Raw genomic sequence first — 21,542 nt, forward strand, 5'->3', positions numbered from 1 at the left:
AATCACCAAATACCTACTTATGAACGTAAGAAAAAGTCTTCCCATGCTTTTTTTTGTTTTTTGCCTAGGGGTTTCCCACACGCAAGGCCAGGATATAGCTGTAGATTATACTTTTGGGGAGAAATATAACGACAGGTACAAATTTTCCAATCTGCTATCCATTTCTAAAGATGCGAACGGCGGTTCGGTACTTGTTCGAGCCTATTACACGGGTTTAATTCTTAAGCCCAAGGGCTATTTTATTGAACACTACGATAAAGATTTAGTGCTGCTTTCTGAATATAACTATAAACTAAAGAATGCCAATTTCGTGGAGGGTTATGTTCGTAACGGTCAAGTGTATCTTTTGTTTTTAGATTATAATTACGATAGTCAATCGTATGAGTATATCGTGCACCGAAGCCCCATAGCAGAAATGAATTTTACAGAGGAAACCCTGCTTACTATTCCTTCAAAAGAAGTGCAAAACCCTTTAGATAAGAATTATTATAATAGAAATTTCACTTCGGGTTTCAGTACTTCAGTACTTTTTGATGAAGAGAAAACGGCTTTTGTCATTAGCGCACATTTTAAGAAAGGCAAGAGCAACAATCATTTTATCTATATGTTCGACACAAGCTTGAGAAAGTTGGTGGAACACGACTTCTCGGCAGAGGTCGAAGAAAAGAACTATGCTTTCGAAAGTGTAGCCATTTCTAAGAACTTGGGAACGGCCTTTATTATTGGTAAAGCCTACTTTAAAAAAAGAAGGTTTACTGCCCAAGAACGGAAATTTCAGTACGAACTGATTCAAATCTCAAGTAATGGCAGCAGAATACAAACCTTTGATGATGCCGGTAAATTCTCCGAGGGCCTTAAACCCATTATCAACGGTACCGATTTATTCTGTGTAGGGTTTTATGCAGATAGAAAAGACAATCGCTATAACGGACTTTCGTATTTTAAGCTGGACCCAAATAGTTTAGCTATTAGGTCAAAAAAATACAACCCCTTCTCCGAACAATTTATGATGGACAAGTTCGGGCGTGAAGAAGACAAAGAAATCAAAAATCTAGTTTTTAAAAATGCAAGTGTTACTGATGAAGGTGATCTCTTGTTCAATGCAGAAGAGTATTTTGTAACTTCAAGTGTTCAGGCAAACTCAAGCGGAGGTAGGATAAAAGTACAACGGTACCATCATAATGACATCGTAAGTGCAAAGCTAAATGCCAATGGTGAAGTCATCTGGATCCGAAATATAAATAAGGCGGAGGTCACTCAAGGTGATGGTGCCTATGCTTCCTATAGTTCTTGTACCAAAAATGGAAACACCTATTTCTTTATAAGCACAGCTGCTGAAAATCCACAAATACTGCCAGGCGAAAGACTACTTTTCAAGCAAGGTCTTAGTCGCAATCGCAACGTTTTTACTATACGACTTGATCCGCAAGGGAACATTAGCTATGAAAAACTTATCGATGATAAAGAGGCACGACTACCTTTGATGGTCTCTAAACCGCTGATAGCACCTTCGAATGATTTACTATTCTACGCCAAACGTGGCAGTAAAAAGCAATTGGTTAAAGTTGTTTTGTGACAATCCCCTCCCTTTGAATGAGGGTTTTTCGGGAAGTATGGTCTTATGCGTATGAAAAAGAAATACTTCTGTTAATTAACATTCGTGTTCTATTTATTTTGGATTAAATCCATAAATTTGGAATAAATCCAAATAATTGAACAAAGAAAATTATTTAAAGGGTCGCGGAGCACAGCAAAATACGAACAATAAATTCTCGGAATTCAGCGCTGAAACCCGAGATGATTTCTTGGAGTTTTGTCGTATAGAAGGCGAAGAGGCAGACAATAACAAGACCCAGTATATCCCTATCTTCCCAAAGACCATTGTGAATAAGGTTACGAGTCCAGATGTAGGAATGATGTATTCTATGAACCCCTATCAAGGGTGTGAGCACGGTTGTATTTATTGCTACGCACGTAATGCCCATGAATTTTGGGGCTATAGTGCCGGACTAGATTTTGAAAGGAAGATATTATTGAAAAAGGAAGCGCCTCAACTCCTTGAAAAAAAACTAAAAAGTAAGAACTGGAAGCCTGCCACTATTGTGCTATCAGGAAATACCGATTGCTATCAGCCTGTAGAAAAAAAGTTTAAGATAACTAGAGGATGCCTGGAAGTCTTTTTAAAGTATCGCCATCCGGTTGGCATCATTACGAAAAATGCATTGGTTTTGCGCGACCTTGATATTCTAAAGGAGCTTGCCAAAGACAATCTGATTGCTGTAAACGTATCGGTTACTTCATTATCGGAAGAAACGCGACGTATCTTGGAACCCCGAACGGCCACCATAAAAAAGCGCCTAGAGACTATTCGAGTACTTTCTGATAATGATATTCCCGTAAATGCCATGTTGGCTCCCATTATCCCTGGTATTAATAGCCATGAGATTATGAATTTGGCGAAAGCTGTTTCCGAAAACGGCGCAAGTTCTTTTGCCTTCACGGTAGTACGTTTGAATGGGGCAATAGGTCAGATTTTTACAGATTGGATAAAAAAGGCGCTTCCCGATAGGGCCGAAAAAGTTCTGAATCAAATACAGGAATGTCATGGGGGCACCTTGAACGATAGCCGGTTCGGAATTAGAAGCCGGGGCGAGGGTAAAATAGCTACTCAAATACATGATTTGGTGCGGTTAGCGCGTCACATCTATTTCAAAGATAAATCATTCCCCAGCCTGAACATGACACTTTTTGAACAGTACAAAGAGGGTCAAATGAAATTATTCTAAAAAAAAGTAGCATTAGTGTCCAATAATAGCTGTTGAAAACGTCTTTAGAATATAGAAACAATTAAAACCTTGGAATCATGAGCAATTTTTTATTTTTATTTAGAGGAGGAGACGCAACTTGGACTGAACAAACACCCGAAGAAATGCAAGCACATATGCAAAAATGGGGCGCTTGGATGGGAGGCCTAAAGGAAAAAGAACAATTGGTAGATGGCCTGCCATTGGCAAAAAGCGGAAACGTAGTGCATAAATCTGGCGAAGTGATTACCGATGGCCCCTTTGCCGAGGGGGCTGAGGTGGTCGGTGGATATCTCATCGTTTCGGCAGATAATCAAAAAGACGCGATAGAAATTTCAAAGGGCTGCCCCATTTTTGAACACGATGGTAATGTTGAGGTTAGGGAGATTATGTCAATGAATATGTAGTTTCTACACACATTTTGCATGGAGAAGCCCGGTAATTGTATCGGGCTTTTTAATTTTATCTTATGGAGGAAACAAAAAATGAACAGCTGGTCGAACATGTCTTTAGACATGGCTATGGTAAGATAGTTTCTTTTCTGGTGCATAAATTCGGTCCAACACATTTAGAAAGAATTGAAGATGCCGTACAAGAGGCTTTGCTTAAGGCAATGCAGGTTTGGGGCTATGAAACACCTCCGAAAAACCCCACTTCCTGGTTGTTACGTGTCGCCAATAATCATCTGATCGACACGCTTCGAAGAGATAAGAAAGTGGTTCAAAGTTATGATGCCTCAATTTTTAATACGGAACGGTCTGCGCAAGAAGAGGTCTGTTTGAACGAGAGCATCAACGATAGTCAGTTGAAAATGATCTTTGCATGTTGTCACCCTTCACTTTCGCAAGAGTATCAGATAGTTCTCAGTTTAAAATTGATCGGTGGTTTTGGAAATAGAGAAATAGCCATGGCCCTCTTTAAAAAGGAGGAGACAATCGCCAAATCATTTACTAGGGCAAAAAAACGATTGAAGGCACATGTAAAAACTTTGGATATTCCCTTGGAGTTGGCTCTTAGGTCGCGATTGGCCATCGTCTTAAAAATTATCTATCTGCTTTTCTCCGAGGGGTACTCCACAAGTTTCGGAGAGACATTAATCAAGAAAGACATCTGTCTCGAAGCCATTCGTCTGGCTTTATTGCTGTCGCAGAATAAATATTCAAATCAACCGGAAGTTCATGCATTGTTGGCGCTTATGTGCCTACATACGGCTAGGTTCGAAGCTAGGGTGGATCAGAAGGGTAATATGGTAGATTTAGAACATCAAGATAGGAGTTTGTATAATCAAGATCTGATTAAAATCGGGATACACCATTTAGAAAAGGCAGCTGTTGATAGTGAACCTTCAAATTACCATTTACAGGCGGCAATATCGTATTACCATTGTACTGCCGGCAATTTTGAGAAAACCGATTGGAAAAGTATTTTGAGGTTGTATAAGCTACAGTTATCTAAGCAGTACTCACCTATCGTGCAGTTGAACAGTATAGTACCCTACTATAAAATACACGGAGCGCAGAAAGCCTTGGGGGTGCTTCATGATTTTGAAAAGAGTGACTATTTTTTGAAAAATGCCCTTTTCTATGGGATTAAGTCTACTCTTTTACTCGATTTGAACCTTACTAAAGAGTCGAAGTTGGCATTGCAAATGGCCATCTCTTTGACAACCAATACAAAAGAAAAACTATATCTTTCTGAAAAGTTGAAGACAATGGGGTGATACATTAGGTGTTTTCGAAATTTTTGGTCCTATTATATCGTATTGGTGGGCTTGCCATGTTTACCTTTTAATTTTGATGGAACTAATGGTTATAAATTTAAACTTATGATCATGAGAAAATCATTATTTTTTGCAACAGTATTTTATTTAACGCTTCTTACCGCTGAAGCACAAGATTTTAATTTTGGAGTAAAGGGAGGAATCAATGTAGCTTCTATAGGGGGTAATTCTTATGTAGGCCTGGGTGGTTTTGGTTCTAAAGTCGGTTTTCATCTGGGGGGTGTGGCCGAAGTTCCTGTTTCTGAGAAATTCTCGATTCAACCCGAATTACTATATTCATCGCAGGGCAGCAAATGGAATTTTAATTCTTCGGATGGGAATCTAAAATTAGACTATATCAATTTGCCAATTCTGGGAAAATATCATATTCTTAAGGGGTTGAGTGCCGAAGCCGGTCCATTAGTAGGGTATTTGATTTCTACGAACGAAGAAGTGGAGAACAGTCGTTTTTCAAAATTGGATGTAGCCTTTGCCATAGGTGCTTCATATCGCTTGAACGATAATGTTTCTGTTGGTTTGCGCTATAATAAGGGAATATTGAATATAAATAGCGATTCTAATATTGATGGTAGTAATCAAAACAATGTGTTTCAGATTTTTGCCGGGTATTCGTTTTAGAAGCTTATAATTCATAGCAGACCCTTTAGAAGAGCGATTATTGAGGCCAATTTAAGGTAGATGTTGTGGTGTTCCATGATTTCGATGAGATGCTTAAATTGGTCTCTATTATTTTCGGGTATTCATGAACAATTCATCTTAATAGCTTCCTAAGGTAAAAGTCGTATTTCAACCTTTTATTCCCAATGGGTTCCATTCCTTATAGAATTGCTCTAAATATGCTAACATGAAATGATGGCGTTCTTCAGCCAATTTTTTACCGGTTTCAGTATTCATTTTATCCTTTAAGAGCAAAAGCTTTTCATAAAAATGATTGATAGTAGGAGCGTTCGACTTCTTATAATTTTCTTTTGTTTGCTTTAATTTTGGGGCAATACTTGGATTGTATAGTTCCCGGTTTTTAAAGCCTCCATAATTAAATGCACGGGCAATTCCGATAGCTCCCATGGCATCTAAACGATCGGCATCTTGAACTACCTGTAACTCTAAAGAGCTAAATTGACTATCCTGCGCTTGTTCAAGGCTGTTCTTGAATGAGATGTTCTCAATGATTTTTATAACGTGTTGAACCGTCTTTACGTCGACGCTCAGGGCGCTCAAGAAGTCGTTGGCAAGCTTGGGGCCAATGGTCTCATCACCATTATGAAATTTAGCGTCGGCAATATCGTGCAATAGGGCCGCTAGACTAACGGTTAAGACATCTACTTTTTCATCTTTGGCGATAAGCAGGGTATTATTGAACACCCGCTGAATATGAAACCAATCATGACCTCCTTCTGCACCTTGTAACGTTTCTTTGACAAAGGCAATGGTTTGTTCTACAATTTCTGTATTATTCATGTATTGTGAATTCCTGAAATTACTTTTTCCTCCACTTCGCTTATTAGTAGATCAAAATCACCATTATTTTCTAAAGGCAGATGAACTTGAAAGGAAATGTGATTGCCGATGCCATAAGGAAATTTGCCATATTTAAGCATTTTCCATGAATTATTGATGCTGATGGGTACTATTAAAGCATTGGGAGCATTTTTCAATAACAATTTTAGGCCAGTAGGTTGAAATTTTTTAGGGTGGCCATCACGACTTCGGGTACCTTCAGGGAAAATTACGGCTCCTCGGTTGTGTTCGGCTATATATTTTCCCAATTTGGCAATTTCCCGAAGGGCTTGTTTGCTATCTTTTCGGTCGATAAGTACCGAGCCACCATGTCGAAGGTTATAGGAAACGCTCGGTATACCACGTCCTAACTCTACTTTGCTTACAAATTTCGGATGGTGCTTGCGCATATACCAGCTGATAGGTGAGATGTCGTGCATACTTTGATGGTTAGGTACAATAATCAAAGGGCGATCCGTAGGAATAGTATATGAATTGGAGAAAGAATAGGTAGTGCCTAAAACATGTGTGCAACGTATCAAGCACAAATTCATAAGGCTAACACTTTTTTTATGTGCCTCGTATCCAAAAATTCGATGGCAGCACCACTGTATGGGGTGAAAGACCAAAAGTGTCAGAGCAAAGAAAAATAAATAGATGACCGACAAAGGATATGCGAGTAACTTTTGCATGGCACAAAAATACAAGAGCCCATCTAAAAAGCCTAACCCATACTTAATTACGAATCCTGAAAAATAGAGATGAAGTAATGTAGATACTGATATTCAGTAACTTGTATGTTTATTTCTTCTTCGTAAAAACGTTTTCAAAGACTTTTTAGATGGGCACTTATAAAAAATGTTTTTTGGTAAAGATTATTAGCAGAACTCGTTGTAGGCCTCGATCAAATTTTCAGCAATAAGTTCTGCGGGACGGCCTTCAATATGATGTCTTTCGATCATATGCACCAATTCACCGTTTTTGAACAATGCCATACTAGGTGATGACGGGGGAAAAGGGACCATAAGGTTACGGGCGGCATTGACAGCTTCAGTATCTACCCCGGCAAAAACAGTTACGGCATGGTTTGGAGTTTTGTCATTATGAAGACTGAGTTTAGCAGCAGGTCTTGCATTGGCGGCAGCACAACCACATACTGAATTTACCACAACAAGTGTTGTGCCTTCTTGATTGATTGCTTTTTCGACTGCTTCGGCTGTATATAATTCTTCAAATCCAGCAGAAGCCAAATCGTTTCTCATTGGTTTTACTAATTCTTCGGGATACATAATCTTTCTGTTTATATTATTTGTGGGTTGTCAAAGATACTACATCTGTCGCATTAAGTAGGTAGACCTTAACTTTTCATTAAAAACTACCTGGCAGAAACCCTAGGCTTCTTGTACTGAAAGGATTAATGATCATAAAGAGTGATTAAGGGCAAATAGCTTTTTGGTTTGAAAAGTATCGGCCCTATAATAATTTAAGGTGTTCTTTTGATATATATATCACTGAGGGTAAGGTAAAATTAGGAAGACATCTCTCCTATGACTTAAACAACGCACACTTCTTTTCCTGCAAAGTCATATCTTTGCCAAAAATCAAACAATTCATGGTTAAATGGTTTGCTGCCATCTTAGGATATTATCTTTTTCGCTTTCCTGGTGCAATTCTAGGATTTCTGGTAGGTAGTTTTGTTGACAACCTGAGTGGAGGTGGTCGTGCAAAAACCGTTTTCAGTGATATGACGCGACAAAGCGTATCGCCGGCTGATTTTGAATTGAATCTGCTGTCACTCTGTTCCATAGTAATCAAGGCCGACGGACAGGTCAGTCAACGTGAAATGGACTATGTACGGCAATATTTTGTGGGTACCTATGGCAAAGATAAGGCAAACGCTATTTTTCGAACTTTCAATGAAATCAATAAAAAACACGAGATTTCAGCTCAGCGGATATGTACATTTCTAAACCAACGTACACGTTACGAGGTACGTTTGCAATTGTTGCATTTCTTGTTCGGTATTGCCCAAGCCGATGGTTCGGTAAGCAAGCTAGAGGTAGATAAAATTCGTGAGATTGCGGGATACTTGCGCGTTGCATTGCGCGATTTTGAAAGTATAATGGCCATGTTCATCAAGTCGGCCGATAACTCTTATAAGATTTTGGAAATTGAAAAATCGGCGTCTAATGAAGAGGTTAAAAAAGCGTATCGTACGATGGCCAAAAAGTATCACCCCGACCGCGTAAATACTGAAAACGAAGCTATTAAAAAAGGTGCGGAAGAGAAGTTTAAAGAAGTACAGCTGGCTTATGAAACCATTCAAAAAGAGCGAGGCATCAATTAACGGGTTTCTTATTTATTGACATACCCTAAATCTGTTGGCAAGAAACAAATGGTAATCTGGTCAGCGCTTCTGTTTGGTCAGGGTGTTCGTGGCGATTGCCGAAGACCTCCACTTCACTTGGTCTTAGTTCGAAACCTTATTTCAATTTCAAACTTAATACAAGAGTTTCGATCTTGTCGCGTTGTAGTTTCCGGAGTAGTGTTTCGTGTCCTACAGAGGTGACTTTGAAGGTGTTATTTTCAGAGGGAATATTTTGGGCTTGAAAGTCCTCTCTTCGGTGACGAAAGTCGTTTGGTGATCCCTTCTAGCACAATTATAGCAAAAGATACTGGTTGATTGTTTGGGTTTTTTACCGTTCCACTTAGCTTAACTCTTTAGACGTTCTAATTGTAGTGTTAACAGGGCTACAAAGAGTGCATATATTATCATTGCATTTTTTAAAATATAAACAAATGCAATCATTGAAGTGTTTAAAAAAAATGTTTAGCATGATATTGCTAATATATTCTTAACACTTTGAAATCCTTAAAGTTGTGATGGGTGTGCTGTTTTGATGCGGTTAAATTCAGCACACCTTAAAGAATTATCGTATGTTTGCGTTTGGTTAATTTTTTATTATGGATGATACATGGTTCTACATAAAACTCGGCCTTGAACATGTGCTGGATTTGGGAGCTTATGACCACATTCTTTTTTTGACGGCCCTTGCCATACCCTTTACCTTTAAGGAATGGAAAAAGGTGGTTTTATTGGCAACCGTATTTACAATAGCTCATTGCGCTTCACTATTGTTGTCGGTATATGATGTTTTTAGGGTTGATGTCGGTCTAATTGAATTCTTGATTCCGGTAACTATTATTTTGACCGTGTTTTTTAATAAATTCAGTATAAATGATGGTTTGACATCTTTAGGCTTATACCTACACATATTGGTTACCGCCTTTTTTGGGTTGATACACGGTTTTGGTTTTTCTAATTATTTTAACATGCTTATGGCAGGGGAAGAACAAAAATTGATGCCCCTTTTCGGTTTTGCATTGGGTATTGAATTTTCCCAAGTATTTATAATACTAATGGTTTTATTGATTGCTTACATCGTTCAAGATGTCTTTAGGGTCGATAATACCCGTTTTGTTAGGATGGCATCGATTTTGGTGGCAATTATTACAATACCGATGCTCATTACTGCGTTCCCATGGTAACATTTTTGACTAAAAATTAGCCGGGTAAAATTGCGAGTGTTTTAAAAGCCGGTATCTTAGTAGTTCGTTACGTTTTAATCAGTTGTCTCGAGCATGAAAAAAATCAAGCAAGAAAAATATGATAGGGCCTATTTACGAATGGCTGAGGAATGGGGCAAACTGTCTTATTGTAGACGGAAACAAGTGGGAGCTATTATAGTTAAAGATCGTATGATTATATCTGACGGATACAATGGTACGCCTACTGGTTTCGAGAATGTTTGTGAGGATGAGGAGGGGTATACCAAATGGTATGTTTTACATGCCGAGGCCAATGCTATCAGTAAAGTAGCCGCTTCGACACAGTCATGTGAAGAAGCTACATTGTATATTACCTTATCTCCTTGTCGTGAGTGCAGTAAATTAATTCATCAGTCTGGCATAAAACGTGTAGTGTATCAGAAAGCGTACAAAGATGATTCTGGATTACAATTTCTAAGTAAGGCCGGAGTTGAGTTGGTACATTTGCCAGTGATTACGGAAACCGTAATCTAAAAACCTTAGAAATGAAAAAGAAATATACCTACATATGGCCGACCGTAATAGCTGCCACGCTGGCATTGGGTATCTTTGTAGGTGGCAAGCTTCATTTTTCCGATTCTACTGAAAGACTTTTTAGTTCGAATTCAAATAAAGATAAGTTAAATCGGCTTATTGATTACATCGATTATGAATATGTAGACGAAATTGATACAGATAGTATAGTCGATGTTACCGTGAACAATATTTTGGAAAAATTAGACCCACATTCCGTGTATATTCCAAAAAAAGAGATGGGCAAGGTGTCAGAGAATATGAAAGGTGATTTCGTAGGAATTGGCATTAATTTTTATCCTTACAAGGATACCATTTCTGTAATAAGAACGATTGAAAATGGGCCAAGTTTTTTGAACGGTATTAAGGCAGGTGATCGTATTCTAATGGCTGACGATGACACCTTATACGGAAAAAACATATCGGATGAAGCAATTATAAATAGACTCAAAGGTAAACAAGGAGCACCGGTAAACTTAAGGGTCTACCGAAAAACAGAGGACAGAATATTTAACGTAACCGTAAAACGTGATGTTGTGCCCCTAAAAAGTGTGGAGGCCTATTATATGCTGACTCCTGAAATGGGATACCTTAAGGTGAATCGTTTCGCGGAATCAACTTTTAAGGAGTTTAAGAAGACCCTTAAAGCGTTGCGAAAGCAGGGGGCCAAGAAACTTACGTTAGATCTCAGAGATAATCCTGGAGGCTACTTAGGTATTGCCGAACAAATGGCCGATGAATTCTTGGAGGAAGGTAAGCTCATTTTGTTTACTAAAAACAAAAAGGGAAAGGTTGATAAAATTTATGCCACCGATAACGGTGATTTTAAAGACAAACCGGTTTATGTGCTAATTAATGAACGTTCTGCCTCTGCCAGTGAAATTATTGCCGGGGCGTTGCAAGATAATGATGTGGGTACAATTGTAGGACGTCGTTCTTTTGGGAAAGGTCTTGTTCAGCGTGAGATGGATCTGGGTGATGGTTCGGCAGTGCGATTGACCGTATCACGATATTACACGCCAACCGGACGTTCTATTCAAAAGTCTTATGATGGGGGCAACAAAGACTATTATCAGAAATTTATAGATAGATATCACAGTGGAGAATTGGTGTCTGTTGATAGTATAAAAGTAGCTGATTCACTTAAGTTTACCACACCTAAAGGTAAGGTGGTCTATGGAGGTGGCGGTATTATTCCTGATGTATTTGTGCCTATCGGTACTAACGAAGAAGAGGTACTTGAAAGTATCGAAAGTTTGTTCTCGTATTTTGTTTTTGAACATCTTGATAAAAATCGATCAAGTTATGAGGGGGTGTCCCGCGAAGAGTTTGCTAGTGAATTTAGAGTAGATGATATTCTTTTCGAACAATTTCTTGATTATTTGGTTTCCCAAAGGCTTAAAATGAATTTCTATGATTTCGAGGGCCGCATTAAACTTTATTTGAAAGCAGCCTTGGCCGAACAACTATACGGTCCCAACCTTAGCGCTAAAATTAGAAGCAATGCAGATGCAATGCTCCAGCAAGTGCTCGAAATAGATATGCCCACTGCCGAGGCACAAAAAGAAATCGATCGTATTGGTGCGGTAAACCACTGATTCGCCGATGCGTAATCTAATCTTCCTCTATTTTCTTCTGTATTTTCTTTGAAGTAAGATAAATGAGTAGAAGTACAATGGCACATAACGAAGCTACAATGCCAATTAAGGCAATGACACTATTCCCTTCCAACGGATTTTCGTAATTAACCAAGGTTACATTATAACCTATCAGTAAAACGGCCAATGTAATTAGTATGATTGTTAAAGTCTTGTTCATTTTTTATAAAATAATTAGGTTTAGCTTTGCGCTGTCTGCGGTTAACGAAAACATGAAGGCATTTTAATAAGTTAAGAGTTGAACAGTTCATTGATGTTCGCTGTAAACAATTTTACCGCTATCGCCATTAAAATTACACCAAATATCTTTCTAATAATATTTACACCACTTTTACCCAGCACCTTTTCAATACGCCGTGATGACTTTAAAACAAGGTAGACAAAAACCGTATTGATTACAATGGCCACGATGATATTTTCAACGTCGTATTCGGCTCTGAGCGATAGTAATGAAGTAAGTGTTCCGGCTCCTGCTATTAATGGGAATGCAATTGGTACTATTGAAGCGCTCTCGGGTTCGTCATCATGATATAATGAAATCCCTAAAATCATTTCGATAGCCAAAAAGAAAATTATAAAGGCCCCGGCAACGGCAAAAGAATTCACATCGATTCCGATAAGGTTTAGAATTTCATCCCCTACAAATAGAAAAGCAACCATAATAATGGCGGCTACGACCGATGCCTTTTCAGATTGTATGTGCCCCACTTTATTGCGAAGACCAATGATTATTGGAATACTTCCCAAAATATCAATTACTGCAAAAAGTACCATTGTTGCAGTAGTTATTTCCCTGATGTCAAAACTCAAATTTAACGACATGGCTTTGAAATTTTCGGCAAAGCTACATTTTCCTATGCGGATTTCTAGTTAGTTACATAGATTTATTATATAAAAAGTACATTGGAAAAACTATCTTTGACCCCAGATTCGAATGAGATGTTTCAGTTAGGAAAAACTATAGTATCAGAAGAAATTATTGAGCAAGATTTTGTGTGCAATCTTAATGCATGTAAAGGGGCCTGTTGTATAGATGGAGAAGCAGGAGCACCGTTGGAAGATAAAGAAACCGAGATACTTGTAGATATTTATAGTAAGGTAAAGCCTTTTTTACGCCCTGAAGGTATTGCTGCAATTGATGAACAAGGGTGTTTTGTAAAAGGAGATGATGGAGAATGGGAAACTCCGTTAGTGAACGGTAGCGAATGCGCTTTTGTTACATTTTCTGAAAGCGGAATTACGAAATGTGGTTTGGAGGAGGCATATATACAGGGAGCGACTAAATGGAAAAAACCGGTCTCATGTCATTTGTATCCAATACGAGTGAGAGAATATACGGAGCTAACCGCCGTTAATTATCATAAATGGGAAATTTGTGACCCCGCTTGTGCTCTTGGTGAAGAATTGAAAGTGCCTATTTATAAGTTTGTCAAGGAAGCCTTAATACGAAAATTCGGTACAAAATGGTATGCTGAATTGGAGCAGGTGGCCCAAGAATACACTAGATCGTAGGAATGTGCAGTATTACTTGCGTGCCTGCTGCGGTATTGTCTTCATGGTAAAGATCAACAATTTCAATATCAAATGAATTTTGGTAATCCTTTGAAAAATTCGCCAATCTTTCTTTGGTAATGGCAATGCCTACCGATTTTCTTTTGAGCACCTTGCTTTCTTTTATTTTTTCGGCTGCGTGACGCCCAACACCATTATCTATAATACTGATATGCATAAAGCCCTTGTCATCTTTTGTAATATTTAGTTCTATTTTCTTTTCATCATTTTTAGACGAGAGACCATGCCATAGGGCGTTCTCCAGAAAGGGTTGGAGGATCAAAGAAGGAATTTTTACCTGATGCACGTTGATATTATCGGCTACCGTAATTGTAAAATTGATTTCATTCGAAAAACGAATATTTTCGATATTCATATACAACTCCACCGTTTCCAGCTCTTCGGCCAAGGGTATTTCTCTTAAAGAGGATGCTTCTAGTATTTTACGAACCAATTTTGAAAACTTGTTGAGGTAATGTACTGCATTCTTCTGTTCATTGTTGATGATGTACAATTTGATGGAATTCAAAGAATTGAACAGAAAATGAGGATTCATCTGACTGCGGAGCATACTTTGTTCCAAGGTCAATAATTTTTTTTCATTTTTGAGCTGATACTGCCGGTAAAGAATATAAAAAATTCCTGCTAACAGTGCCAAGGCAATACCGGTAATCAACAAAATCGTATTGGTTTTTTGATTCGTTTTTCGAAGTTCCTCTTTATAGCCCTGACTTTGTTTATCTGTATTATAACGGAGCAGTATGTCATAAACATACCGAATGTTACGGTCGTTCGAAATTTCATCATCAAAATGCCTGGCTTTTTTATAATATTCCATAGCACTTTTATAGTCTTCTTTCCGAACGGCCAGTTCCGATAAGAGCTGATTGGCCTGTGAAATGGTACTTGGTAAGTTGTAATTCATGGCCAGATGCAAGCCCTCCTTTAGATTTTCTTCTGCTTCGTCGTGACGTTTTAATTGCATCAGTCCCCAACCTAAATTAACGTAAGTGCTCGATATTATCTCTTGATTTTTTAACTCTTTCGCTACGGTTAATGCCGTATCAAGTAGCTGTAAGGCTTCTTCTGATCTATCTTGTTTTATAAATACCTTAGAAATGCTGTTTTTGCAGATAATGCGGCCCATTTCAGAATCTATTTCCTCATTATAAGCCAAAGACAGTTTGTATTTTTGAAGTGCCTCATTTAGATTTCCTTGCGCTTCTAGACATTCGCCAATATTTTGGTTATTAATGGCCATGCCCAACTTACTCCCCAGTTCTTCTTCGATTTTCAATGATTGCCGGAATTTTTCCACCGCAAGGTCGTACTGTTCCAAGGTCTGATAAATATTGCCGATGTTGTTCAATGACACGGTAATGCTTTTCTTGATTCCTTTAGACGGGTTTTTAACGCTATCGGCTAACTCCAATGCCTTTTGAGTATAGTCAAGCGCCGATTTTATTGCGTCGATTTTACGATAGACCACACCTATCATATTGAGGCTATAGACTTCAAATTCGAGGCTGTTGGCTGTTTTTGCAATTTCAAGGGCTTTTTCGTGAAGGATCAGCGCTTTATTGAACTGTGAGATATTTCGATAGCGTCTTCCCATTTGGTTCAGCGCATACGTTTGCCCATACAAGTATTTTTTTTTGCCCGAAACATCGGCAAAATACCTCATAAGAAGGGTGTCGTAGACATTTGACCCAATGGCTTCGTCGATTCCAAAATAAGTTTTGGGTTTTGACGAAATAAGACTATCGACCGCTGTTTTAAAACTTGTGGGGATAGTCTGAGAAAAAGAACTCAAGGAAAAAAGGCAAAAAAGTATTAAAATAATTCGTCTATCCCACATAATTGAGGTCAAAGCCTTTTTCCAATATATATGTAGGGTAGTTGACAGCATAGAAATGACCTATAACATGTCAAGAAAATCTGATTTCTTTTGTCTAGAAACCGGTATTTTATGATTCGACTTTAATACGACGTAACCATCAGTTTTAAGGAATTCCTTTATTTTATTTAAATTGATGATATAGGAATTGTGGATGCGAAAAAAAGAATCCTGGGGGAGCAGCTCATTTACTTCCTTTAATTTTTTGGTCAAAACTATTTTTTGTCCATCGGAAAGAAATATCGTGCTATAATTTCCATCAGATTCGGCGTACAGTATCTCATCACTTTCCAAGAACATCAACTTTCCATCTGTATTGAGTGTTATCTTCTTGTGCACGGAATTTGAATTAAAATTCAGAAGTATTTTTTCCAATCTTTCTGCTGTGAAGTTTTTGGCATTGAATTTTTTAATTTTTACAATGGTGTCTTTCAAGTCATCCGTATCTATTGGTTTAAGTAGATAATCAATGGCCTCGTTCTTAAGGGCCTTAATGGCGTACTGGTTGTATGCAGTGGTTATAACCACGGGGAAATTCTTGTTCTTTAATTTTTGTATGAATTGAAAACCATCCATTGTAGGCATTTCAATGTCAAGAAACAAACAGTCGGGAGTATTACAGTCTAGGTAATCCAACGCCTCTATTGGATCTGTAAAGGATGCATTCACCTTAATTTCATTGCTGAAATTGGTGAGTTCCCAAGAGAGGCTCTGTAGGGCTTTTATTTCGTCATCGACTATTACGGCTTCCAACATAATATATAGGTGTAAAAAAGGGTTGTGGTTAATGCAATTATGAGATTCTGTAAGTTACCCAAATATAAAGTTAAGTATGCAATTTTCGAGAAAAGATGTACCGATGGATATAATTTGAGTACAATCGGTATGAAATTATGCTAAATCGGGGTTGGGGTTCGCCAATTGCTCACAAATAATATAGGTAGAACCATAAGTTTAGTATTAATTACGGGGTGTTTACCGATTATACAGAATACCTTACCATTTATACAATATGGCTTTCGACGTGGCTATGCTTCATATACTTTAGGGCAAGATTAAAATAGATTAAACATGCAGAATTTCGGGTTCCCCGTATATATGAAAATTAAAAATACGAGTTATAGAAACTAATTCCGAAGTCATGAAAAAATGTGTAGTAATGTTTGTACTGTTCATAGCGGCCTTGGTTATTACAATTTATATTGAACCAGAAAGAAAAAATAACAATGGTCAAGATTTAGTCGTTCACGATAACGTTCAAGTAAGGGATTTGGCCGAACAAAAAACAGTATCAACCAGTTTTGAACAACAAGTTTCCTCATATGTGCATGTTGTCGACAATCAATAAGTAAAGTGTAAGTGCCTATTATAGTTGTTGATGTTGGTTTTTTGAAATTATGACTGTTTTTAAATTAAAGCATTGAAAATAAAAACTTTGTAAGTTAATTCGTTATCTTTAAAGTAAGTCTATAGTGTGAAAGGTAGATTGTGATTGGTGTTTTTGTAATTAAAATTTCTCTTGGGAATGGTAGGCTGACCTGATAATTGTGCGCCGGTTTAGATAGTTTTCTGGTGTGAGAAGGATTAATATGGAGGATATCGGCTTTTAATGCTGTTTAAGTCGTGTGAGAGTGATAGTATTTAAGGCTGCAGTAGCGGTCGCAAAGGTTTGTACGTTGAACATCTGAAACGGTATTGCGTTATGATAAATGTTAGATGATTTTATTGGATGGGTAAACAAATGGGAGTGTTGAAGGCATTCTTTAATCGAAAAATATATAGTGAAATGATAATTATTTTATGAAACTGCCATTCCAAAAGGTACGGCTCTTGGGACACATGTTGAAAAAAGAGCATGTTAGTGTTTATAGACAGCCTATCTGATGAACTGTTGCAGCTTGAATGCTTAGCCAACTAGTTGGTTATGTGTAGTGTTTGACAACTAGGTTTCGGGGGAACTACCTAAGTCAACGACAACTGTAGCATGAATCAATTTTGATACATCGGAGGGGCCGTACGGTTTGGCGGTATCATAATTAATTTTGAATTGTTTATTTTATAAGCCGGAAATCATATTTTCTGGCTTTTTTTATGTTATTTTTTTTCGGTTATCGGAAAATTTGTCATAATTCAGCTCATATCTAGAAAATGAGCAAAACGCTCTGAACGGCTATGAAAAAAAGGAAAACTGTAGTTGGCTTTTCAAAAATGATGGGTTTTGCCTTAATCTTTATAGGCAGTTGCCACCTTTTTTCACAATCCCAAATTACTTTTAGGCAATTGTCAATAAAAGATGGGCTTTCCCAAAATAGCGCTATATCTGTTTCTCAAGATAGCATAGGGTATTTATGGATTGCTACCCAAGATGGACTTAACCGGTATGACGGTCGGTCATTTACCACTTTCCCCTACACTTTTGTAGATATTACCAAACCTGATTACAGTAATCTCGGCAAAGTTTATACTGATAGACGTGGAGGGGTTTGGATAATTCCTATGGATCGCACACTCCGAAAATTCAAACCGACAAAGCAAATTTTCGAACACATTCAAGAAATCAATGATGCTAGCACCGTCTTTCAAGATGACAAATTTGACTATTGGGTCGGCACTTACAAAAACGGATTATTTCGAATAAAATCTGATGTAAAGGGGATTTCTGAGCATAAGGTAGAGCAAATATTGTCTTCAGAACAACTCAACACCACTGTTTTTAATATTGTGCAACATCCCGATGGGAAACTTTTAATTACTACCGAGAAGAAAATCATCGCATTTGATCCAATTACCTTAAAAACGGAATATATTGAACCTACAACCCTCTATGGAGATACCATTGCCGTAAATTTTAGTGATATTGTGTTGGACAAAACAGGTAGGGAGTGGATTGGTACCTATGGCGACGGGTTGTATTTTGGAAATATTGGCGGCAATGGTCTTCGGCGTATTTCAGATCTGAATTTTACCGACCCCCTACCTCAAAATCTCAATATTATCGATTTGCATATAGATGCTCGAAATCGGTTATGGATCGCCACCTACGGTCGAGGACTGTATATGATAAATTTCGATCAGGAAAAAATTCAACATTTTAGTTCCGAAAAACACAATCCTCAGGCCTTGCATTATGACGATATCCTCTGTATATATGAAGATTATTCCGGAACCTTATGGTACGGTACCGATGGTAGCGGGCTAAGTTATTATGACGAGTATCTTGAAAAGTTCAATTCGTTTACCAATTTTCAGACGCCAGAACGTATAAGTATCGACGTGGTGCGTGCCATTACTTTGGATAAGGACGAAAATGTATGGATCGGCACATCGGGAAAGGGACTGACCCAATATCAATCGGCGTCCAACAGTTGGCAGACATTTATAGCTGAAACAAATGACACCAATACTATTTCCTCCAATAGAATTATGGCGTTGCATAGCGATGCCGAGGGTAACCTTTGGATCGGCACACAGGGCGGCGGACTTAATATTATGGACAATGACGGACAATTCACGCATTTTTCATCTACAAGTGAACCTAGCTTATCGGCAAACACCATCTGGGCCATATATAAAGATGGTAAGAATAGATATTGGCTGGGTACACGTGAGCAGGGTCTGGTACAATTCAATAAAGAAAAAGGAGAAATACTTGCATTCAAGTATGATTCCGATGATGGCAAAGGGCTCTCTAGCAACAATATAAGGGCAATTACAGAAGATGATAACGGCAATTTGTGGATGGCTACCGATGCCGACGGAATTGTTCACTTGAATCTTCGCACGAACACTTTCACCCACCACGTTAATGATTCAGCCAATAATACGTTGTCAAGCAATAGCCTGAAAACCTTATATTTTGCACCGAACGGTATTTTGTGGATTGGAACAAACGGTAGCGGGTTGGACGCTTTTGATACCAAAAGTCAAGAATTCTATAATTATAATGTGCAAGATGGGTTGGCCAATAACGTCATCTACGCCATTTTACCAGATAGTGAAGGTAACCTATGGTTGAGTTCCAATAAAGGAATTACAAGGTTTACACCAGGTGACAACTTGAAACTAAAGCCGCAAATTGTAAATTATACTAATTATGATGGGCTTGCCACTGAATTCAATACCGGAGCCTATTATAAACACACAAATGGCACGCTTTACTTTGGAGGGTTAGATGGGTTCTATTGGTTTAAACCCGATGAGATTAGAGAGAACAATATCCTTCCCAAAACGACCATTACCCGATTAGATGTGCTGAACAAACCCTATCCTCTCCAAAGAAATAATGAACTGAGACACGATCAGAACACATTGACCTTTAGTTTTTCAAGTATGCAATACTCCTTGCCCGAAAAAAATCAGTATCAGTATAAATTATTGAACTATGATAAAGACTGGGTCTATTCGGGCAACACAAATTTTGCACGGTATACGCAGTTGCCTCCTGGAGATTATGAATTTCTCGTAAAAAGTAGCAATTACGATGGGGTTTGGAACGAGCACCCTGCAACCTATAGCTTTTTGATAACACCTCCTTGGTATTTAAGTTTATTGGCGAAAATTGCATACTCGCTAGTATTCTTAGGGTTGATTTTTGGTATATATCGCTATTTAGTTTGGAGATGGAAATTGAAAGTAGACCTTGAGCGAAAGGAATTGGAAACCCAAAGACTTAAAAACTTAAATGATTTTAAATCAAAACTATATACCGATATTTCTCATGAATTTCGTACGCCCTTGACATTAATTTCTGCCCCCGTAGATCAGAAAATGGCAGCGGGAAATTTATCCCATGACGATTTCCTAATCTTTTCAATGATCAAACGCAATACCAAACGCTTAATATCCTTGGTAGATCAACTGCTACATTTGGCAAAGCTTGAGAAGGGCAAATTAAAGTTGAGGGTTGACAGGGGCAATCTCGGCCTTTTTTTGGGAATGATAGCCACTTCTTTTGAATACAAAGCACAACAGAGTGATATCACATATACCATAACTATTGAAAATTTGGAAGTAGCTTGGTTCGATGAAGATGCGCTGGAGAAAATCGTTTCCAATTTGCTTTCAAATGCTTTTAAGTATGGACTTCAAGGAGGCGAGTGCCACTTTAAAGCCATACGGTCAGATGGAAATGTGATGATTAGTGTCAAGAACACTGTAAAAATGCATTCAATTATTGATGTAGATAAGTTGTTCACACGTTTTTACCAACAAGATGCCTATGCCGAAGGGGCAGGAATAGGACTTTCATTGGTGAAGGAACTGGTACAGTTATACCATGGACGGACATCGGTAAGTATCGAGAGCGACAACCTTATTCACTTTCTAATAGGTTTACCAATTGAAAAAGAAGCTTTTGGAGATGACGACTTTTGTGAAATAAACTCAGAGGAACACGATAAGTCGTTTGATGTTATCACTTCCAGTGCTAAAACCTCGGAGATAAGGCAAAAAGAAGAAGATCGGCCGATACTTTTGATTGTCGAGGATAAGAAAGAGATTCGCGAATTTCTTAAATCAGTTTGGCGCACAAAGTATAAGCTGTACGAAGCGGCCAACGGACAAAAAGGCATCGAAAAAGCTTTGGAGATTGTGCCCGACCTTATCATTAGCGATGTACGTATGCCTATTTGTGATGGTATAGAATTGTGTAACAAGCTAAAGACCGACGAACGTACGAGTCATATTCCCATTATTTTGCTGACGGCAGGCATAAGCGAAGAAAATGAACTAAGAGGGCTGCGTTCCGGGGCTGATGATTTTATAACCAAACCCTTCAAGTTGAATATTCTTGAAACACGCGTGGCAAATTTTATAACAACTAGAAAAAATCTTCGAAGCCGTTACAGCCAAGAGTTGGTGCTCGAAGCCAAGGATATCGCGATTACGCCCACAGATGAGATTTTTTTAAAGCGGGTACAGGATATTTTAGATGAACATTTATCCGACGCAGGTTTCAATGCGGCCGTGTTTTGTGAACGTATAGGGATGAGCCGCATGCAATTGCACCGTAAATTACAAGCTTACACCGATCTGAGTACTACCGAGTTTATTCGCTCGCAACGATTGAAGCAGGCTGCACAAATTCTAAAAACTTCAGACATTACAGTTAACGAGGTGGCTTATACGGTGGGCTTCAATACACCATCCTATTTTATCAAATGCTTCAAGGAAACATATAAAAAAACACCTTCCGAATACCTTCAATCCTCTAAATAAATGCCATTGCCTGCTGT

At 38.2% G+C, this 21,542-nt stretch carries 19 protein-coding genes; 12 read left to right on the top strand and 7 right to left on the bottom strand.

Annotated elements, in window-relative coordinates:
* Nucleotides 1–19 precede the first annotated feature (19 nt).
* The 5 genes from AACZ88_RS13655 (at nucleotide 20) to AACZ88_RS13675 (ending at nucleotide 5,202) form a co-directional block, all read left to right on the top strand.
* The gene (locus tag AACZ88_RS13655) at nucleotides 20–1,576 is read left to right on the top strand and encodes a hypothetical protein (RefSeq protein ID WP_339711314.1); all 1,557 of its coding nucleotides are present in this window, start codon (nucleotides 20–22) and stop codon (nucleotides 1,574–1,576) included.
* A 136-nt stretch (nucleotides 1,577–1,712) separates the two neighbouring features.
* Complete coding sequence (locus AACZ88_RS13660) at nucleotides 1,713–2,786, top strand: PA0069 family radical SAM protein (protein WP_339711317.1); 1,074 nt, start codon at nucleotides 1,713–1,715, stop codon at nucleotides 2,784–2,786.
* Between the two features lie 77 nt (nucleotides 2,787–2,863).
* Nucleotides 2,864–3,211 carry a YciI family protein gene (locus AACZ88_RS13665; protein WP_339711319.1) on the top strand — a complete coding sequence of 116 codons (348 nt, stop codon included), beginning with the start codon at nucleotides 2,864–2,866 and terminating at the stop codon, nucleotides 3,209–3,211.
* Nucleotides 3,212–3,273: 62 nt separating this feature from the next.
* Nucleotides 3,274–4,524, top strand: a complete 1,251-nt coding sequence (locus tag AACZ88_RS13670) for a sigma-70 family RNA polymerase sigma factor (protein ID WP_339711322.1) — start codon at nucleotides 3,274–3,276, stop codon at nucleotides 4,522–4,524.
* 111 nt (nucleotides 4,525–4,635) lie between these two features.
* Nucleotides 4,636–5,202 (top strand): porin family protein, encoded by a 567-nt coding sequence (locus AACZ88_RS13675; RefSeq protein WP_339711325.1) that lies wholly within the window; start codon nucleotides 4,636–4,638, stop codon nucleotides 5,200–5,202.
* Between the two features lie 168 nt (nucleotides 5,203–5,370).
* Here AACZ88_RS13675 and AACZ88_RS13680 read toward each other — a convergent pair whose 3' ends face one another.
* The 3 genes from AACZ88_RS13680 to AACZ88_RS13690 all read right to left on the bottom strand — a co-directional run bounded on the left by AACZ88_RS13680 (nucleotide 5,371) and on the right by AACZ88_RS13690 (nucleotide 7,370).
* A complete protein-coding gene (locus AACZ88_RS13680) occupies nucleotides 5,371–6,042 on the bottom strand; it encodes an HD domain-containing protein (RefSeq protein ID WP_339711328.1) in 672 nt (223 codons plus the stop codon).
* On the bottom strand, nucleotides 6,039–6,773 hold the full coding sequence (locus AACZ88_RS13685; protein ID WP_339711331.1) for a lysophospholipid acyltransferase family protein: 735 nt from the start codon (nucleotides 6,771–6,773) through the stop codon (nucleotides 6,039–6,041). Before AACZ88_RS13685 ends, AACZ88_RS13680 begins: the two co-directional genes overlap by 4 nt.
* Before the next feature lie 186 nt (nucleotides 6,774–6,959).
* Nucleotides 6,960–7,370, bottom strand: coding sequence for a BrxA/BrxB family bacilliredoxin (locus tag AACZ88_RS13690; protein WP_339711334.1), 411 nt, complete (start codon nucleotides 7,368–7,370; stop codon nucleotides 6,960–6,962).
* 323 nt (nucleotides 7,371–7,693) lie between these two features.
* Between AACZ88_RS13690 and AACZ88_RS13695 the strand changes: the two genes are divergently transcribed.
* The 4 genes from AACZ88_RS13695 to AACZ88_RS13710 all read left to right on the top strand — a co-directional run bounded on the left by AACZ88_RS13695 (nucleotide 7,694) and on the right by AACZ88_RS13710 (nucleotide 11,801).
* Nucleotides 7,694–8,428 carry a TerB family tellurite resistance protein gene (locus tag AACZ88_RS13695; protein WP_339711336.1) on the top strand — a complete coding sequence of 245 codons (735 nt, stop codon included), beginning with the start codon at nucleotides 7,694–7,696 and terminating at the stop codon, nucleotides 8,426–8,428.
* A gap of 617 nt (nucleotides 8,429–9,045) precedes the next feature.
* Nucleotides 9,046–9,630 (top strand): HupE/UreJ family protein, encoded by a 585-nt coding sequence (locus AACZ88_RS13700; RefSeq protein WP_339711339.1) that lies wholly within the window; start codon nucleotides 9,046–9,048, stop codon nucleotides 9,628–9,630.
* A gap of 93 nt (nucleotides 9,631–9,723) precedes the next feature.
* The gene (locus AACZ88_RS13705; protein ID WP_339711341.1) at nucleotides 9,724–10,164 is read left to right on the top strand and encodes a dCMP deaminase family protein; all 441 of its coding nucleotides are present in this window, start codon (nucleotides 9,724–9,726) and stop codon (nucleotides 10,162–10,164) included.
* A gap of 11 nt (nucleotides 10,165–10,175) precedes the next feature.
* Nucleotides 10,176–11,801 (top strand): S41 family peptidase, encoded by a 1,626-nt coding sequence (locus AACZ88_RS13710; protein WP_339711343.1) that lies wholly within the window; start codon nucleotides 10,176–10,178, stop codon nucleotides 11,799–11,801.
* A gap of 16 nt (nucleotides 11,802–11,817) precedes the next feature.
* On the opposite strand, the gene AACZ88_RS13715 is transcribed toward AACZ88_RS13710, so the two are convergent.
* Nucleotides 11,818–12,021: a hypothetical protein gene (locus AACZ88_RS13715; protein WP_339711345.1), complete on the bottom strand. Its 204-nt coding sequence runs from the start codon at nucleotides 12,019–12,021 to the stop codon at nucleotides 11,818–11,820.
* Between the two features lie 71 nt (nucleotides 12,022–12,092).
* Nucleotides 12,093–12,683, bottom strand: a complete 591-nt coding sequence (locus tag AACZ88_RS13720) for a MarC family protein (protein ID WP_339711347.1) — start codon at nucleotides 12,681–12,683, stop codon at nucleotides 12,093–12,095.
* A gap of 117 nt (nucleotides 12,684–12,800) precedes the next feature.
* On the opposite strand from AACZ88_RS13720, the gene AACZ88_RS13725 reads away from it, so the two are divergent.
* A complete protein-coding gene (locus AACZ88_RS13725) occupies nucleotides 12,801–13,373 on the top strand; it encodes a DUF3109 family protein (protein ID WP_339711505.1) in 573 nt (190 codons plus the stop codon).
* Here the strand turns inward: AACZ88_RS13725 and AACZ88_RS13730 are convergent.
* Both AACZ88_RS13730 and AACZ88_RS13735 read right to left on the bottom strand, forming a co-directional pair.
* Complete coding sequence (locus tag AACZ88_RS13730) at nucleotides 13,363–15,270, bottom strand: tetratricopeptide repeat protein (RefSeq protein WP_339711349.1); 1,908 nt, start codon at nucleotides 15,268–15,270, stop codon at nucleotides 13,363–13,365. The two genes, AACZ88_RS13725 and AACZ88_RS13730, sit on opposite strands and share 11 nt — an antisense overlap.
* A gap of 60 nt (nucleotides 15,271–15,330) precedes the next feature.
* Complete coding sequence (locus AACZ88_RS13735) at nucleotides 15,331–16,065, bottom strand: LytTR family DNA-binding domain-containing protein (protein WP_339711352.1); 735 nt, start codon at nucleotides 16,063–16,065, stop codon at nucleotides 15,331–15,333.
* A gap of 385 nt (nucleotides 16,066–16,450) precedes the next feature.
* Here AACZ88_RS13735 and AACZ88_RS13740 point away from each other — a divergent pair, with 385 nt between their 5' ends.
* Entirely contained in the window at nucleotides 16,451–16,657 is a 207-nt protein-coding gene (locus AACZ88_RS13740; protein ID WP_339711354.1) for a hypothetical protein, read from the top strand.
* 824 nt (nucleotides 16,658–17,481) lie between these two features.
* Nucleotides 17,482–21,525, top strand: a complete 4,044-nt coding sequence (locus AACZ88_RS13745; RefSeq protein ID WP_339711357.1) for a two-component regulator propeller domain-containing protein — start codon at nucleotides 17,482–17,484, stop codon at nucleotides 21,523–21,525.
* Nucleotides 21,526–21,542 lie beyond the last annotated feature (17 nt).

The organism is uncultured Kriegella sp. (genome assembly GCF_963975415.1).
Lineage (GTDB): Bacteria > Bacteroidota > Bacteroidia > Flavobacteriales > Flavobacteriaceae > Kriegella.